Below are 17,081 nucleotides of genomic sequence, written 5' to 3'. Positions count from 1 at the left end.
ATGGAAACTGTAAAGGACGTAAATGAAACGAACGGACAGCTGACAACAGACCATTTATTAACGATAAACGACTTAACTGAAAAAGAACTGACTGACCTGATTCAAGAAGCCATTGTTCTTAAGCAGGAGTTAAAACAAGGGATCCCTCATCCCCATTTGCAAGGCAAAACACTGGGAATGATCTTTGAAAAATCCTCTACGAGAACAAGAGTATCTTTTGAAACAGGAATGCTCCAGCTTGGCGGGCATGCCCTGTTTCTCAGCTCAAAAGATATACAGCTCGGCCGTGGTGAACCTGTGTCTGATACGGCAAAGGTGCTTTCCAGATATGTAGACGGGTTAATGATCCGGACCTTTGAACATGAAACGATAGAGGAATTTGCCCGTCATGCGACCGTACCGGTCATTAACGGACTAACAGATCCCCATCATCCAACCCAGGTACTTGCCGATTTAATGACTATATATGAATATAAAGGCAAATTTGAAGGCTTAAAGCTCTGTTATATAGGAGACGGCAACAACAATATGACCCACTCGCTTCTTCAGGGAGCCGCTCTGACAGGAATGAATATGACAGTTTCCAGCCCGGAAGGCTATCAGCCTGACCCTGTGATTTTCAAGGAAGCTTCTATAAAAGCAAGTGAAAAAGGGGCTGACATTTCATTTTCCACCGATCCTTACGAAGCGGTAAAAGATGCAGATATTATTGTGACGGATGTGTGGACCAGTATGGGAATGGAAGACGAAACAAATGAACGTCTGACAGCTTTTAAACCATATCAAGTCAACAGCAAACTTGCAGAGCATGCAAAAAATGATTATTTATTTCTGCACTGTCTGCCTGCCCACAGGGAAGAAGAAGTAACGGCTGAAATTATTGACGGCCCGCACTCGGCTGTGTTTGATGAAGCAGAAAACAGACTTCATGCACAAAAAGCATTATTAAAAAAAATCATGAAAAAATAAATTTTTTTGTAGACATATGCATAAAAATACGTTAGGATAGATAAAAATACTAATTCAAGGAGCGATTATCAAATGAGTAAAGGAAAAGTTGTTTTAGCCTATTCAGGAGGACTTGATACCTCCGTTTCTATTAAATGGCTGCAAGAGCAGTACGGGTATGATGTGATTGCCCTTGGACTGGAGATCGGTGAAGGAAAAGATTTAGATGCGTTAAAAGTTAAAGCTTTAGAAGTTGGGGCGGACAAAGCAGTAATTATCGACGCTAAGGAGCTTTTAGCGGAAGAGTATCTTCTCCCTGCATTAAAAGCTAATTGCATGTACGAAGGGAAATATCCATTATCATCAGCATTATCCCGACCGTTAATTGCTAAACTGCTTGTTGAAGTGGCGGAAAAGGAAGGCGCTGTAGCAGTAGCCCACGGTTGTACAGGAAAAGGAAATGACCAGGTGAGATTCGAAGTCTCCATCCAGGCTTTAAATCCGGATTTAGAAGTTATTGCACCTGTAAGAGAATGGGGCATGAACCGTGAAGAAGAGATCGAATATGCGAAACAGAAAAATATTCCTGTACCTGTAAACCTTGAAAAGCCTTATTCAATTGATGCAAATATTTGGGGACGTGCCTGTGAAGCAGGAGTTCTTGAAGACACATGGAAAGAGGCGCCTGAAGAAGCATTTGACTGGACGGCGTCAATTGCAGATGCACCTGACGAGCCTGAATATGCAGAGATTGAATTTAAAGAAGGCAAACCGGTTGCCCTTAACGGCGAAAAGTTATCAATGGTGGATATCATTAAACAGTTAAATAAAATTGGCGGAAAACACGGGGTAGGGCGAATCGACCACATTGAAAACAGACTGGTCGGAATTAAAGCAAGAGAAGTCTATGAAAACCCGGGCGCCCTTATTTTAATAAATGCCCATAAAGAACTGGAGTTTTTAACGTTACCTAAAGAAGTTACCCAGTACAAAACAAAGATCGATCAGGAAATGACCCAGCTTGTCTATGATGGACTATGGTATTCGCCGCTTAAAAATGCACTCGAAGGCTTCATTAATGAAACACAGAAAAACGTTAACGGAAAAGTTAAAGTGAAGCTTTGGAAAGGAACGCATATGGTCATAGCGAGACAGTCAGACAACAGTCTTTACAATGAAGAGCTTGCCACCTATTCAAAAGGGGATGCTTTCGACCATTATTCTGCTGTCGGCTTTATAAAATTATGGGGTCTATCCACGAAAACATATTCACAAGTGAATAATAAAAAGCCCGAATTTGCAAATACTGAAAAGTAAAAATCTTAGAGGCCTCAGTCACCGTCGGCGTTCTGATTGTAATCGGAGCGTTGACGGTGTTACGTTTTTAAGGGTGGCTAAATTAAAGATTCCTGTGTATATTAAAGATTATAAATTATTCAGCCGGTGAACCGGGAGCCGGCATCAATACTTTTTTCAACAGAGCCATAATTAATAGGGAGGTCGAAGTTATGTCGAAGCTTTGGGGCGGCAGATTTACAAAAGAAACAAATAAATTAGTAGAGGAAGAAACAGCGTCAATCTCATTTGATCAGAAACTTGCGGATGAGGATATTCAGGGAAGTATCGCTCACGTTCATATGCTGGCTTCAACCGGCATTTTGTCAGAGGAAGAAGCTGAAAAAATAGAAGCAGGTCTTAAAAGTGTTCTTCAGAAAATTAAAAAAGGCGAGCTTGCTTTTTCAGTTGAAAATGAAGACATACATATGAATATTGAAAAATTCCTCATCGATGAAATCGGCCCTTTGGGCGGGAAACTTCATACAGGGCGCAGCCGAAATGACCAGGTTGCCACAGATATGCATTTATATTTAAAAAATCATACTGAGCAGATTATTGAACATGTCAAAGCGGTGCAGACAGCTGTTTTAAACCAGGCGAAAGACCATGTAGAAACGATTCTGCCTGGTTACACGCACTTGCAGCGCGCCCAGCCTGTTTCTTTTGCCCATCATTTATTAGCTTATTTCTGGATGCTCCAAAGAGACAAAGAACGTTTGCAGGACAGTCTGAAACGGGTGAGCGGCTCGCCGCTCGGAGCAGGCGCTCTTGCAGGAACGACTTTTCCTCTTGACCGTCATCAGGTGGCAGAGGAGCTCGGTTTTGATTATGTGTATCCGAACAGCATGGACGCTGTCAGTGACCGTGATTTCATACTGGAATTTATGTCAGCAGCTTCAATCATGATGATGCATATCTCGAGGCTTTCTGAAGAACTGGTGATCTGGAGCAGCCAGGAATTTCAATTTATTGAGCTCGACGATTCTTTCTGTACAGGTTCAAGCATAATGCCGCAAAAGAAAAATCCTGATGTTCCTGAACTTCTCCGTGCAAAGACCGGGAGAGTGTATGGAAACCTGATCGGGTTGTTAACTGTATTGAAAGGCCTGCCTCTTGCCTATAACAAAGATATGCAGGAAGACAAAGAAGGTATGTTTGATACAGTAGAAACCCTGGAAGGTTCTCTCGGAATGCTTGCTCCAATGATAGACACGATGATAGTGAGAAAGGAAAACATGAAACAGGCAGTTTCCGAAGATTATTCGAACGCAACAGATATAGCCGATTATCTGGTAACGAAAGGGCTTCCTTTCAGGGAGGCGCACGAAATTATCGGAAAAATTGTATTGTACGGCATTGATCATAGTAAATATCTGCTCGACTTAACACTTGATGAGTTTAAACAGTTCAGCGGACTGTTTGAAGAGGATATTTACGAGGTTTTAGCGCCTGAACAGGTAGTGGCTAACAGGAAAAGTTATGGCGGCACTTCACAGGAACAAGTAAAAGAGCAGATTCTGCTGGCTGAAAAAGCTCTTTAACTGGTCTGGAAAAGCTCTGTTATTGCAACAGGGCTTTTTTTATGAAAAGGCCATTTCTGAATAAAAGCTTGCAGATTACCATGATACACAGGTTCCTACACTAAAAATCTTTTTATTACACCATACAGGCTGTTCCTCAGGGACATTAAAAAATATCACTAAATTTTCTAATAATAAGCTTTTCTTTCAAATAGTTTATGATACAATAGTTAACATTAACGCGTTAAAGCGAGTGGGGAATATGGAAAATGGTTCATATATACAAATTATGAAACTTCAGGCCCGTTTCTCATCTCTAACGGATGAGGAATTAAATGAACTGAAGGATCTATTGTTAAACACGCCTTGCAAGTGCCAAAAGCCTGTGGAGTGTAAGGGGATCTGCGCCGCAGAACGGAGAGTCAGAAGGGAGCAGAGAAACCGGAATATGAACCTTTAAAGCGCTGGAATGCCTAATTCCGGGCGTTTTTCTTTAGAAAGGCTTTGTTAATAACACTCTTCTGAACGGAGGGGAGCACACCTGGAGGTTCAGCGACGGTCCAGAGTGCAAGCGAGCAGGAAATCAACATTTAAATTGAAAAGAGTCTTATGAAGGAGTGGGAGAAATGATCGAAGCAAAACTGGATATTGTAGAAAACCAAAACAAAAAACCAAAACCTGAAGGAGACGACCTTCCTTTTGGACAAGTCTTTACAGATCATATGTTTACAATGGAATACACAAGGGAGAAGGGCTGGTTTCAGCCGCAGATTGTCCCTTATGAACCAATCACACTTGATCCTGCAGCCATGATTTTTCATTACGGGCAATCCGTATTCGAAGGGTTAAAAGCTTACCTTAATTCAGAGGGCGACATCCAGCTGTTCAGGCCGGAAGAAAACCTTAAACGAATGAACCGTTCAAACGGCCGGATGAGCATTCCGCCGATAAGCGAAGAACTGGTCATTGATTATTTAAAACAGCTCTTATTGATTGAGAAAGAGTGGATACCTAATGAAGAAGGCCGATCGTTATATATTCGTCCATTTGTTATTGCTACGGAGGCTAATCTGGCCGTCGCTCCATCACAAAGCTATAAGTTTATGATTATTCTTTCGCCTGTCGGATCTTACTATCCTGAAGGGATCCATCCGGTCAGCATACAAGTGGAAGAACATTTTACCAGAGCTGTGAAAGGCGGAACAGGCACCGCTAAAACCGGCGGTAATTACTGCGGGGGTTACAAGGCTCAGGAAAAAGCTGCAGACAGGGGACACGCCCAGGTAATGTGGCTTGACGGCGTCCATAAAAAATATATTGAAGAAGTAGGCAGTATGAATGTGTTTTTTAAAATTAATGGGCAGGTTATTACGCCTGAACTGAATGACAGTATTTTAGAAGGGGTCACCAGAAAATCGATTATCGAATTGCTTAAGCATTGGAATATCGATGTTATAGAACGTAAAATTTCAATGGAAGAACTGCTTCAGGCTTATGAAGACGGACAGCTTGAAGAAGCGTTCGGAGCCGGGACTGCCGCTGTTGTATCACCCATAGGCGAATTAAGCTGGCAGGATGAAACAATGATTATTAACGGAAGACAAACAGGAGACTTAACAAAATCCCTTTATAATACAATAACAGGGATTCAGACAGGGAAACTCCCTGATACTTTCAACTGGACAGAAACAGTGAAGGAACTTTAAAAGCCTCTCAAGAAGGTAAAGCGAACATCAATAGTGAGGCGTTTTATCCAGCAGGCAGGGCATGAGTCCGGTGCCGAACCGAACTCATGCTTTTTATTTTTACATTCATTTCATTTAACTTCAGGTTTTATAACTGTCTTCTGTCATTTTGTATGTCTTACAGATGGTTGCAATTATAGTCAACAACATATTTAACGTAATTCTTCTGAATATCTTGACGTTCATTGCTTTAAGAAATGGAAATCGGCAAGTGGCATGCACTTGCCGATTAATATTCAGTTAAATCCTGATTTTTTTGGATAGCCGCCCCCGGGAACTAATTAAAACCCTGAAAGAGCTTTTGCATATTTAAATGGAGTAGGCAGGATATAAGGCAGGACGAGGCGTTCATCTTTTGTCCGATAAGCTTTTTTTTCAGACGCATAATTGACCTGGACTTCCAGCAGCCATATTTTACGGTTCTTATCCATTACGAAGTCTACAGCTGCGTCTCCAAGCTTTGCTCCGTCTCTTTCCATACCCTTTAAAACTCTGATACACAGTCTGGTCAGTTCTTCTTTTTTCTGTTTCGCCTGTGAATCGTTCATATTAAATACTTCTTTAAATGCTTTGTCACCCGGAATTATCCTCTCCCTGTTTTTAGAATTTGAAATAACACTTCCTGCTTTAGCTACTTTAGTTTCCATTCCTGAATATTTCCACTGTTTAGTTTCATCTTTCTGGATATACACCCTGAAATCCATTTTGTTCCTGGATTTTTTAAAGCGGATCTCCTGCTGGACAATATAATTTCCATTTTTTCTGAGTTTGTTTCTTAATACTACGGCTAATCTTTTTTTCGTTTTAACAACTTTTCTGTAACCTGTATGGTTGGATATTCGGTAACCATTTTTTAATTTTCTTACGTGTAAGATTCCTCTGCCTCTGGATAAGGCCTGAGGCTTCAAGTAGACAGAATTATATTTTTTGGCCATTTTTACAACGCTGTCAACACCCCTGTATCTCACGGTTTTCGGTAAATGGTTTCTAATATTTTTTCTTCTGCTCATTCTGCTGTAAAATTTCCATTTGCTACCGTTAATAAACGGGAAGTTAAAGATCTTTTTGCCAATATGATATTTAAAATGCCTGTAAGTGGAGGTTTTCATTCTGGTACGGATAAACATGGCAGATGGATATGGGAAAGTGCCATTAGTAAATGAAGCTGTTTTCGGGTTGTAATAATAGCCCTTAATGGTCTTATTGGAGCGATTAATACTGCTTTTTTTAAAAATAAATATCAAACCGTTTATTCCATTGTATTTGCTGAACCGGAGTTTCTGGAGGCGCCGCCTTTTATAATTTCTTGCTGAAACAAGATGGCCAATGACAGGACCTAAATACATGTTGTTCCCTTTGAAATAGCATTCGTATTTTAAGACTGGGATGGTGATTCTTTTTGACATTCTTCTTGGGATTATAATTTCCCCTGTGTTTAGTTTCCGGTCGATTTTTATATTCAGTTTTTTACTCCTTTCTCCAAAATGGAGTTTTATATAGCCAGAATTAATTTTCAGCCTTCTTAAAGTTCTATTATTTAAATAAATGGAGCTTTGGTTTCTTTTACGGCTTAAACGGATAAAGCCCTTAAATTTCTTAGCCAATTATTTCACCCCTAATTCATATTTGTATAGATAAGAATATTCATTTTAGAGAATTTCTTTTATAACGCTTTCTTCACAGACATTTTTGCCAGTAAAAGAGTAGGGTCGATTTTCGTCATATCATTTTTAAGATATTCAAATAACAGAGGAATTTCAGTACATCCGCCAATTAGTGATGAAATACCTTCTTCATAATACTTTTCCAAAATTCTGTTTAAATCTTTTAAATAAGGATTATCTTCTAACTTTCCTGCTTTCACACATTTAATCGTTTTATTGATGATATTCTGTTCTTCTGCATGTGGAGTGATGATTTCGAGAGGAGTATTCCGGCATGCTTTCTGGTATAACCCGTAATCTACTGTTGTAGCTGTAGCAAGTAAAAGAACCTTTTTGTGCTTGTAGTTATTATCCTGAAGGAGCGTTTCTATTGTGAGATCAACCATACTGTAAAAAGGGATGGTCAAAGCCTCTTTTATTTCTTCCTGCCATATATGAGCCGTGTTACATGGCATAATAATAAATTCCACGCCTGCTTTTTCAAGAATCTTTGCTGAAATAACTAATTGATTTAATGCTTTTTCAGATTCTCTTACAGCGGGGATTTTTGTGTTGTTATAAATAAATATAGGCAAGTGTTCCTGATCAGTTTCGGCTTTCGTATTCAGGACAATTTTTCTAAATAAGTCAATTGTAGCAGCCGGTCCCATTCCTCCCAGAATTCCTATTATTTTCGACATCGGCTTCTCCTCTTTCTATGATTTATCCTGAAATTACTATTATCTTATGTCCTTTGGAAGAATTGGTATAAACCCTTGTCCTCAAGTAAGAGCACATTTTGGTACTGATGTTCTTTGAGGTGTGTGTATAAAAAGACGAAACAAAAGAGGATTAAAATTAATCTTGTCCGGGAGTGACTGGGGAATTGATTAACATACAAAAAACCTGCAGTACGCCGGAAATTTCCAGCCTGCTGCAGGTTTATATAAATATGACACCGGCCGTTAAGCGGCAAGTTTCATCTATTAACATTTTAGTGTTTAAAAATTGGGGAATCCTGTTTCAGCTGATTATCGAGCAGAAATGGGAACCAGTAATTACTGCACCTCAATCAAACTTAATTTAAAATTCCCGACACTGCCTTTTTCGTACAGGTTGGTTACAGAACTGGCATAGCTTGCTATTGATCCTTTAAAAGTCAGGTTTCTTTCCGGCACTTCAACATTAAAAGGACCGTTATAGAGCAGAGAGGTAATGTCATGATAATTTTCATGCGTCACTTTAAAATGAACCGAAACCATTGTTCTGCCATTCTCCGTATTCTCTTCATAATCTTCTAAATCTATAGACCTGTTGTTTAAAATCAGCGTTTTAACCAAAGTGTCACCGCCTTAAATGAGTGTGCTGTCCGTTGTGCTCTATTATGCTCTTAGTATTGTCGCCAATAACGTAAGGTTAATTCGTAGTCCCTTTAAGTGCTGCTGCTTTCAATTAAGGAGTTAAAGCCGGACACTAAGAATCATGAGTAGGTTTGTTACTGTTTTTCAGTATTAAGGGTAATCCAGAAACGGTGCACCACATTTCCCTGATGATCTGTAAAATCGTCGTCCCGTATACCGCCATTTCTAAGAATCGTCTTTCTTGAAGCCGTGTTGTAATCATCACAGACTACAAGGACTTTACGGATCCCGATTAAATCAGCTTTTTCCAGGGATAATTCAAGCAGCCTGGCAGCATACCCTTTTCGTCGTTCCGACGGCCGTATGCCATAACCGATGTGGCCGCCTTCATTTAATAATTTCTCAGTCAGTTTATGGCGTATGTTGACACAGCCTAAGATCCGGCTTTCTTCATTAACCAGCCAGTATGTAGAGTCGGGGACCCATCCTTTTGGCAGTTTCAATTCATTTTCGTTATCATATAACGACTGAACCATTTTGCCAAACTCAAAAGGGGATCGTTCAATGACCCACGGAATCATCACTTCGCCACTTTGCTTCCATTCATTGTAAAATGACAGGTATTCTTTTTCCAGCCGGGTAGTCGGTTTAATTAACGAGACGCTGTCCATTAATAAGATCCTCCTTAAAAAAATATCAGTTAATATATTTCTTTAGAAAATGATAAATAGCTAAGATGACTGCAAACGAGAAAATAAATCCAATGATGGCCGCTGCCCAGAGGATTTCTCCCGTTAACAGTTGGCCGAGGACAATGATAATCGCAGAGAAACTGAATGCCCCTGCCATTCCGAAAAGAACAGGGTAGGGAACAGGTGTCATTTTTTTAATTCGCACCTCCATCTTTTTAATATGTGCTTCTTCAGGGTTTTGTCAGTTTAATCATTATATCATTGATTTCTGGTTAATTATGTTAATATGAATAATAACTTATTCTTTAAAAAGGACACTTACTCTATGAAAAAATTGGATTTGTTCTCAAATTATTTATACAGGAAGACTGGCTTTAAAACATGGTTCCTGTCATTTATTATTTTTAGTTTGTTTTTAACATTTATTCTGCCGGAAACGGCAGCAACTACTGAACGTATAACTGGGACAGGAGAATCTCCTGACGGATCGTATGTGTACACTTCCGATGATATATACAGGATGGCAGAAGAATATGGCGAAGAGGGGAGAGAGTATTATATCCGTTCAAGATTTACATTCGACATTGTATGGCCGCTCGTCTATCTCTTTTTTTTATACACCTCATTAACGTCTATTTTCCGGTCTTACCAGTCTGTAAAAATTATAAAATATAGTCATTTACTTCCTTTTGGTGCTGTGTTTTTTGATTTTCTTGAAAACACTTCAGCTTCTATTGTTATGGCGCGTTATCCGTCAGCTACTCCAGTGGTCGCTGAACTGGCGCCTGTATTTACTTTTGTAAAATGGAACTTAATTTATACCAGTTTTGCAGCGCTTTTTGCAGGTTTACTGATAAAAGGTATTTTGTTAATATGCAGGTTGGCTGCTAAATGGAAATAACTTAAGAAGAGGGGGGGGGGACATCTGAGAGGTGAGAGGAAGCTAGAGAAAAAAAGTCAGTCAGGTACAGCCCGGCTTCTTTATTCTTATAGATGATATTTACAAGCTTGACGGCAAATAACAGCCGTCAAGCATTTCTTTGTCTCGCATCTTTTAAAATAAGACGCTTGTTCTCCATACATATTAATAAATGTGAACTGTTAACTTCAGCTTCGGGTTCGATATAAAAGTTAACATTGTAATGAGTCTCTTTTATTTTTTCGTGAGGCAACTCGTCCAGAGTTAACCGGAAATCGGAAGCCCCTCACCGTTTGTTTGCTTTGTACCCAATAACTGCCGTATTTTTCTGCTGCTTCTCCATTAATTGTTTAAGAAACATAGCTGCGTCCTTTGTAACCTTCATGAGGAACCTCCTTTTAGTATGATCATACACGTTTCTTAACGTAAGTAAAAGGGCTATATTTAATGAAATAACTTATAAAATTGCATAATAAACTTAAAATTACTTAAATAAACTTATATAAATTGCAATTTGTAAGTTTTTAGCTTATAATTATATTTATCATAGAATGGAGGAAATACGATGAATCAAGAAGAACGTATGGAAGCGATTAGCGACTATCTGATCAACCATTCGTCCATTCAAATTGAAGATATTTGCGAGATGTTTAACGTTTCAAAGGATACGGCTAGAAGAGATCTTGTCCGGCTGGAGGAGGATGGGCGTATTATCCGTACACGCGGAGGAGCCATGAAGAGTTCCCGTAAAGAGGATATTCCAAGTTATGAGGTACGGATGGAAAATATAACAGAAGACCACCGGAAAATCGGACGGCTTGCTGCTGAAAAAGTGAGAGCCGGTGATAGAATTATACTGGACGCTTCCACAACTGTGCAGACATGTTCAGCTGCTTTAGAGGGGAAGGAATGCACCGTCGTTACTAATTCGCTGCACCAGGCAGACCTGCTCGCATCGTATCACTCTGTAAATATTCATGTGATCGGCGGAATTCTCCATAAGAGCCACCGGTATATGTACGGGAATGAAGCAGTCAACAGCATGTCCCGTTTTTTTGCAGACAAAGCATTCATAGGCGTGGTCGGTATTTCGGAAAAGGGTCTGACTGTCGCTCATGAAGAAGACGGGGCAATGAAAAGGAAGATGATCGAGCAGGCGGGGGAAGTTTTCGTACTCGCCGATTATAGTAAATTTGACAGGAATGACTTTGTTAAAATTGCAGATCTGGAAGAAGTGGACCACATCATTACCGACCGGCCACCCGGAGAGTCATTACAAAGTTATTTTAAAATGAAAAATGTAACAGTTCATCTTATTTAATATAATAGTATTATGTTAATAAACGGGCTGGTTTGCGTGACTGTCCGGCAGGCGAGAAAATCTTCCCGGTTTATTAAATAAAAAACTGCTCTTTAAAAGGGCAGTTTTTCTTATGGATAGGGGATGAGCAGATCTGCTAATTACTCAAATTGATGTATGGTACGATAGAATAATATAAGACTGAGCTGTAAAGGAGAAGCAAGATGAAAGAGTTGTGTGTTATTCCGTGCGGCAACAAAAAAATATGGGACAGTGAACCCTGGAGAAAGGCGGCCAGGGCAAAACACGCCTATACCGGTGTATTTCACAAGCTGTGTAAACAGTATGCCGCCCGGTTTTTCGAAGACTATGTCATTTTGTCAGCCAAGCATGGCTTTCTCAGACCGGATGATTGGGTTCCAGGCCCTTATGATGTCAGCTTTTCAATGAGAAACAGTGAGGTCATCTCACCTTCTGCTCTTAAACAGCAGTTTGAAGAGAAATCACTGGACACCTATGGGCAGCTTGTTGTTCTGACTGGAAGGAAGTATGTACCGGTAATGGAGTCAGCCTCAGGTAACAAAAGCACCCTACACTTTCCACTTCTTCAGTGCAATGGAATAGGGTACATGCAGAGGGAACTGAAGAAGGCTGTGGAGGATAACCGTCCTATTCATAGTCAATCTGGACAGATTGGGGAGGATGAGAGGTGAAAGAACGGCATTCTTTGGAACCGGTCGTTCAGAAAGGCGCCAGGGTTCTTATTTTAGGGTCTATGCCTGGAGAACAGTCTCTTCAGCGCCAACAATATTATGGCAACCCCCGAAATCATTTCTGGCCTCTTGTCGGAGAACTTTTAAATACAGACCTTTCCACATTCAGTTATGAGCGGAAATGTGACTTTTTAAAAACAAACCACATTGCTTTATGGGATGTGATCGGCAAGTGCAAGAGGGAAGGAAGTCTGGATTCAGCTATCAGTGATGAAAAAATGAACGACCTGGCGGGACTTTTGACCACATACCCAACGATTCAATGGGTGGGTCTTAATGGAACGAAGGCTTACGAAACATTCCGTAAATATATTAAAAACCATGCTTTTCCATCTGTACCTTATACTAAATTGCCTTCTACCAGTCCTGTTCCGGGAAGAAACGTTAAATCTTTTCCCGAAAAAGTAAAAGCATGGCGGGAGATGACTGATTATTTACAACATAACGGGGGAGAAAAAAGATGAAAGAGAATACATTATTACTTATCGATGGCTTTAATTTATTAAGCCGGGGTTATTTTGCTACAGCTTATGGAAAAAGCGAGGAGCAGCTTTCAAAAAACGAAAGAGGCGAGTATGTGAATGCCGCAAGAGTATTTTTTCAAAAATTATTCCAGTTGACGAGAAATTATAATATCACACATTTGTCTGTTGCCTGGGACGGAAAAAGAGAAGATACAGCAAGAAATCAGAAGTACGCTTTTTATAAAGCCCAGCGGACTGATCTGCCTGATCCTCTAATTGAGCAGTATCACTTAACGTGTGAACTTCTTGATAATCTGAATATCCATCAGATGAGCGTTGCCGGCTTTGAAGCAGATGATATTATTGGCGCCTTTTCAGACAAATGGTATAAAAATGAATTAGGGCAAACGTTTATTTACAGTAATGACCGGGATTTATTCCAGCTGTTGAACGAGACGACTAATCAGATTCTGGCTAAAAAAAAGCAGGAGATCATCTATTCTGCCGACAGTTTTAAGAACGATTTCGACATCTCTCCATCTCAATGGGTAGATGTAAAAGCACTCCTTGGCGATCCGAGTGATAACATTCCCGGCTGTCCGGGAGTAGGGGAAAAATCCGCTCTGCCTCTCATTCGCCAATACGGAAATCTTAAACAATTGTTTAAAAATGTCGAAGAATTAGATCCTGCTTTTAAAAGATATAAGAAAAAGTTACATGAAGGACAGGAATCGTGCTGGATCAGCAGGGAGTTATCAGAAATCGTGACAGACATTGAGGAAGTGGCCGCTCTTGATCCAGTCAACCTGCAGCTGGACCTGGATGAAGAAACAGTTTTAAGGGAAATGAATGAGCACGGGATTCGAGTAAAAGTCAGGTAATCCCCGGAAGAAACAGATTAAAAGGAAGGGAAAAGACACAATGATTAAGTGGCTCTTCAAAAAGAAAACATGCGATTTTTGCAAAGGAAAATTACGTTCCCCAACGATTTATATAAATGAACGGGGCGAAGAAATTAACGTCTGTTTTCAATGCGTCCCTCAAGCTGAAAGAAAAGTATTAAGAAAAAAACATCGGTAGAAGGGCGGTATGATTAATTTGAGAATACTTTCACTTTGCCCAAGCAATACGGAACTCGCGGTTTATGCCGGTTTAGAAGACAGTCTTGCAGGAGTGGACGACTACTCTGACTGGCCTTCTTCGATTAAAGAATTGCCGAGGCTTGGGCCGGATCTTTCGATTAATGTGGAAAAAGCGGCGGAACTTAAACCCGATATAATATTGGCTTCAGAGACGGTACCGGGGATGGAAAAAAATATAGAAGCCTTAAAAGAAAAAGGGCTGCCCTATATCACGGTGCCTAATCCGACGAGTATGAGGGAGGTCGGTGACATCCTCTTATGGCTTGGAGAGCAGACCGGGGATCGTGAAAAAGGGGAGGAAGCCTTTAGAAAGTTTAATCATTTTATGGATCACTATGCGGAATTGAGCCGTAAAGTAACGGAGCGGAAAACAATTTACTGGGAATGGTGGGGGAAACCCGTTTTTACTCCGGGGAAAAGGAACTGGCTGACAGAGCTTTCTGAACTTGCAGGAGGAGTAAATATTTATGAAGATTATGATCAGGCCAGCGTCCAGACGGACTGGGCAGATGTCCTGTCCAGGGCCCCTGATGTCATTGCTGCCATATGGGTCGGCGTACAGCAGCATAAAGTAAAACCTGAATTCATAAAAAAACGCCCCGGCTGGGCCTCTATGAAGGCAGTAACGGACGATTCCCTGCATATTCTTGAAGAGCCGTATTTCTGCCGGCCCTCGCCGAGGCTTCTAATCGGTTTAGCTCAAATGGCTGCTATTCTGCATCCTGATATATATCCACCTTATAAAGATGGGTTTGACCCGCTGTTGAATGTGTAAAAAATAGAAACTTTCCCCTCCTTGGAGTCGTATGAATTATTAAAGAATCTAAGGAGGGTTTCGCATGCTCGGCAAATGGGGTAGTGCTGTCGCCATTGTCGCTTTAACAGCGGGAGGAATGGTGCTTTACAATCTCTAATATGGATATGGTAAAAAACGGATAGTGGTAACATCGGACAACTATTATAATAATTTTACTTAACAGGCACATGCAACAGAACTGGAATTAACGAGGCAGGCGATACAAGCGGAATACCTCGGTAAAGGAAGATTTGCAGTAGGTGACGAAGTCTGTGCCCTCCACACAAGAGTAATTCCTATGAAACCTCGTGCTTTTGTCCAGAATTTTGTGCTGTATAAAAAACCTTAATCAAGAAAGCGTTCCCGTTCATCCGGCGTAGGCATCCGGCACGATGATTTCTTTCCGAACCACTTGTAACGGTTCTTTGCAATCAGATCGTAAAAGAAATTCCTGATAAAAGACGGCACGATTAAAAATATAGCAGTCAGTTTCCAGCCGCCTTTAAGTCTCCGGGCAATACGAAGAGCTGCAGAAGACTTTTCAAATGTTTTACCGTTCTCCTCAATCAGCACAATGCTGTCTGTCCGCCTGTCCACCTGATGTTTTTTTAACAGGGATTTCCCTGTATCACTTTGTAATGAGGCAAAAGCAAATTTTTGTTTAGGATCCCTTTTAATAATAAACTGAACACTTGTGTCACAAATATTACAATCACCATCGAATAAAACAATATGACTCATAGTTTGCACTCCTGTCTTATATAATCGTCGTTAATATGTTTTATACCCGAAACACAATAAAATAAAAAACAGATAGCGGAGGAGAATGATGGAAAAAGTGATGGTTATCGGTGTGTCTGCCGGTGTTGGTAAATCCACGTTTGCTAAGCAGCTGGGTGCTAAAACCGGTATCCCTGTATACCATTTAGATACATTATACTGGAAACCGGGATGGGTAAAGTCAACACAAGAAGACTTCACGTACGCACAACAAAGGATTGTAAACCAAAGAGAATGGATTATTGAAGGTAATTATTCATCAACCTACGAGATACGAGCAGAAGAAGCAGATACGATTATTTATTTAGAACTCCCGCTCAGAATATGTCTTTATCGGGTAATGAAAAGATGGCTCACTAACATAGGCCGTAACAGGGAAGATATGGGACCTGGCTGCCCGGAAAAAATGGATAAGGAGTTTTTAAGTTTTATACTTAAAACTTATCATAAGAGAAAAAATAATTCCGAAGAAAGGCTCCGTTATTTTAATAATTTGGGGAAGCCAAAGAATGTGTACCGGTTAAAGACTAAAAAAGCCATTTCCCAGTTTCTTAATAAGTTATAAAAAGGGAATGGATTTTCTGAAACGAAGCAGTACATATAAACAGTTGAAGTTGCTGGGATCAGCACTTCTTTTTTTATTGGAATATAAAATACAGATGCGTTCATTTAGTATTATAACACCTTGAATTTATAATTTAACCTTTCTTAAAGCCTCAATAACACTATTTTTATATAAAATGCAAAACGGTTCTCTATAATACTAAATGAGAATAATAGTATTATTATTTTGTCTTAAAGATACTAAACGAGTTTTTCTGTATGTTAAAATAAAGCTAAAGATCAACTGGTGAGGTGATGAGAATGACTGACGAAGGACGATCAGCGAAGATTAATTATGAAAAGTATGTCCGGTTAACAGAGAAAGAGTTTCAGGCGCTGGGAGAGAAGATTGGTTTCCAGCAGACTGAAAACCGGATTAAACGATTAAATGAGTTAAAAATAAAAGGAAAAAGACCGTTAGAGATGACATCAGATTTTCAGGCATTAATTGCAATGGGCCCGAGAACAGTAGAGCCTGTCAGAGAAAAAGAGGTGTTGGAAAAAATTAAATCCATCCTTTCTGCTTCGTCTTCCCGTGACCATTTCCTGTTTATTTTAGGGTTAAATACAGGCCTCCGGCTGGGAGATATGCTTCCATTAAAAGTCCGGGATGTAAAAGGGAAAAAGTTTATAAAAATTGTTGAAAAATCAACAGGAAAGATTAAAAGGTTTCCGTTAAATAAGGAGTTAAGGGAACAGGTAACGGAATATACGCTGGGGATGGAGGATAATGATTATTTGTTTGCTTCCCGGAAGACGAGAAAACCTGTCCAGAGGGATAGAGCTTATAAAATCATTAAGCGTGCAGCAGAGGAAGCGGGGGTTGAGTTTGTAGGCACCCATACGATGAGAAAGACATTTGGTTACCACTTTTACCAGAAGTATGATGATGTTAACTTTCTCCAGACACTTTTTAACCATTCATCACAAAGTGTCACGCTGAGGTATATAGGAGCATCTCAAGAAGAAATAGATGAAACAATAGATGATTTCAGCCTGTGATTTGAGGATCTTTAAAAACGGCAAATTAACCAAAGTTTATCTTATGGTGTGGATC

18 protein-coding genes are annotated in these 17,081 nt (G+C 40.0%); 12 read left to right on the top strand and 6 right to left on the bottom strand.

Annotated features, from left to right (window positions below; all coding sequences use genetic code 11):
• The 4 genes from argF to K8O68_RS05975 all read left to right on the top strand — a co-directional run bounded on the left by argF (window position 1) and on the right by K8O68_RS05975 (window position 5,512).
• Window positions 1–969 carry an ornithine carbamoyltransferase gene (gene argF / locus K8O68_RS05990; protein ID WP_230896013.1) on the top strand — a complete coding sequence of 323 codons (969 nt, stop codon included), beginning with the start codon at window positions 1–3 and terminating at the stop codon, window positions 967–969.
• Between the two features lie 72 nt (window positions 970–1,041).
• Window positions 1,042–2,265: an argininosuccinate synthase gene (locus K8O68_RS05985; RefSeq protein ID WP_230896012.1), complete on the top strand. Its 1,224-nt coding sequence runs from the start codon at window positions 1,042–1,044 to the stop codon at window positions 2,263–2,265.
• A 191-nt stretch (window positions 2,266–2,456) separates the two neighbouring features.
• A complete protein-coding gene (argH, locus tag K8O68_RS05980) occupies window positions 2,457–3,827 on the top strand; it encodes an argininosuccinate lyase (protein ID WP_230896011.1) in 1,371 nt (456 codons plus the stop codon).
• Between the two features lie 605 nt (window positions 3,828–4,432).
• Window positions 4,433–5,512 carry a branched-chain amino acid aminotransferase gene (locus tag K8O68_RS05975; RefSeq protein WP_230896010.1) on the top strand — a complete coding sequence of 360 codons (1,080 nt, stop codon included), beginning with the start codon at window positions 4,433–4,435 and terminating at the stop codon, window positions 5,510–5,512.
• A gap of 320 nt (window positions 5,513–5,832) precedes the next feature.
• On the opposite strand, the gene K8O68_RS05970 is transcribed toward K8O68_RS05975, so the two are convergent.
• From K8O68_RS05970 to K8O68_RS05950, 5 genes are all read right to left on the bottom strand, one after another.
• Window positions 5,833–7,155, bottom strand: a complete 1,323-nt coding sequence (locus tag K8O68_RS05970; protein ID WP_230896009.1) for a YheC/YheD family endospore coat-associated protein — start codon at window positions 7,153–7,155, stop codon at window positions 5,833–5,835.
• A 59-nt stretch (window positions 7,156–7,214) separates the two neighbouring features.
• Window positions 7,215–7,895, bottom strand: a complete 681-nt coding sequence (gene cuyB, locus K8O68_RS05965) for a cysteate racemase (protein ID WP_230896008.1) — start codon at window positions 7,893–7,895, stop codon at window positions 7,215–7,217.
• 357 nt (window positions 7,896–8,252) lie between these two features.
• A complete protein-coding gene (locus tag K8O68_RS05960) occupies window positions 8,253–8,534 on the bottom strand; it encodes a DUF3219 family protein (RefSeq protein ID WP_230896007.1) in 282 nt (93 codons plus the stop codon).
• A gap of 155 nt (window positions 8,535–8,689) precedes the next feature.
• Window positions 8,690–9,226 carry a GNAT family N-acetyltransferase gene (locus K8O68_RS05955; RefSeq protein WP_230896006.1) on the bottom strand — a complete coding sequence of 179 codons (537 nt, stop codon included), beginning with the start codon at window positions 9,224–9,226 and terminating at the stop codon, window positions 8,690–8,692.
• Between the two features lie 25 nt (window positions 9,227–9,251).
• Window positions 9,252–9,437 carry a hypothetical protein gene (locus K8O68_RS05950; RefSeq protein WP_230896005.1) on the bottom strand — a complete coding sequence of 62 codons (186 nt, stop codon included), beginning with the start codon at window positions 9,435–9,437 and terminating at the stop codon, window positions 9,252–9,254.
• Window positions 9,438–9,572: 135 nt separating this feature from the next.
• Here K8O68_RS05950 and K8O68_RS05945 point away from each other — a divergent pair, with 135 nt between their 5' ends.
• The 6 genes from K8O68_RS05945 (at window position 9,573) to K8O68_RS05920 (ending at window position 14,620) form a co-directional block, all read left to right on the top strand.
• Complete coding sequence (locus K8O68_RS05945) at window positions 9,573–10,148, top strand: hypothetical protein (protein ID WP_230896004.1); 576 nt, start codon at window positions 9,573–9,575, stop codon at window positions 10,146–10,148.
• Window positions 10,149–10,731: 583 nt separating this feature from the next.
• The gene (locus K8O68_RS05940; protein WP_230896003.1) at window positions 10,732–11,487 is read left to right on the top strand and encodes a DeoR/GlpR family DNA-binding transcription regulator; all 756 of its coding nucleotides are present in this window, start codon (window positions 10,732–10,734) and stop codon (window positions 11,485–11,487) included.
• A gap of 203 nt (window positions 11,488–11,690) precedes the next feature.
• A complete protein-coding gene (locus K8O68_RS05935; RefSeq protein ID WP_230896002.1) occupies window positions 11,691–12,179 on the top strand; it encodes a DUF6884 domain-containing protein in 489 nt (162 codons plus the stop codon).
• Window positions 12,176–12,703: a DNA-deoxyinosine glycosylase gene (locus K8O68_RS05930; protein ID WP_230896001.1), complete on the top strand. Its 528-nt coding sequence runs from the start codon at window positions 12,176–12,178 to the stop codon at window positions 12,701–12,703. Before K8O68_RS05935 ends, K8O68_RS05930 begins: the two co-directional genes overlap by 4 nt.
• Entirely contained in the window at window positions 12,700–13,584 is an 885-nt protein-coding gene (locus K8O68_RS05925) for a 5'-3' exonuclease (RefSeq protein WP_230896000.1), read from the top strand. Before K8O68_RS05930 ends, K8O68_RS05925 begins: the two co-directional genes overlap by 4 nt.
• A gap of 217 nt (window positions 13,585–13,801) precedes the next feature.
• Window positions 13,802–14,620, top strand: a complete 819-nt coding sequence (locus tag K8O68_RS05920; RefSeq protein WP_230896077.1) for a cobalamin-binding protein — start codon at window positions 13,802–13,804, stop codon at window positions 14,618–14,620.
• 366 nt (window positions 14,621–14,986) lie between these two features.
• Here K8O68_RS05920 and K8O68_RS05915 read toward each other — a convergent pair whose 3' ends face one another.
• Window positions 14,987–15,382 (bottom strand): thiol-disulfide oxidoreductase DCC family protein, encoded by a 396-nt coding sequence (locus tag K8O68_RS05915; RefSeq protein WP_230895999.1) that lies wholly within the window; start codon window positions 15,380–15,382, stop codon window positions 14,987–14,989.
• Window positions 15,383–15,467: 85 nt separating this feature from the next.
• Between K8O68_RS05915 and K8O68_RS05910 the strand changes: the two genes are divergently transcribed.
• Both K8O68_RS05910 and K8O68_RS05905 read left to right on the top strand, forming a co-directional pair.
• A complete protein-coding gene (locus K8O68_RS05910; RefSeq protein WP_370640491.1) occupies window positions 15,468–15,986 on the top strand; it encodes a P-loop NTPase family protein in 519 nt (172 codons plus the stop codon).
• Between the two features lie 299 nt (window positions 15,987–16,285).
• The gene (locus tag K8O68_RS05905; RefSeq protein WP_230895998.1) at window positions 16,286–17,026 is read left to right on the top strand and encodes a site-specific integrase; all 741 of its coding nucleotides are present in this window, start codon (window positions 16,286–16,288) and stop codon (window positions 17,024–17,026) included.
• Window positions 17,027–17,081: the final 55 nt, after the last annotated feature.

Origin of the sequence: Salipaludibacillus sp. CUR1, from assembly GCF_021028955.1 — a bacterium.
Classification (GTDB): Bacteria; Bacillota; Bacilli; order Bacillales; family Salisediminibacteriaceae; genus Salipaludibacillus.
This window is presented reverse-complemented; position numbering and strand designations above follow the sequence as displayed.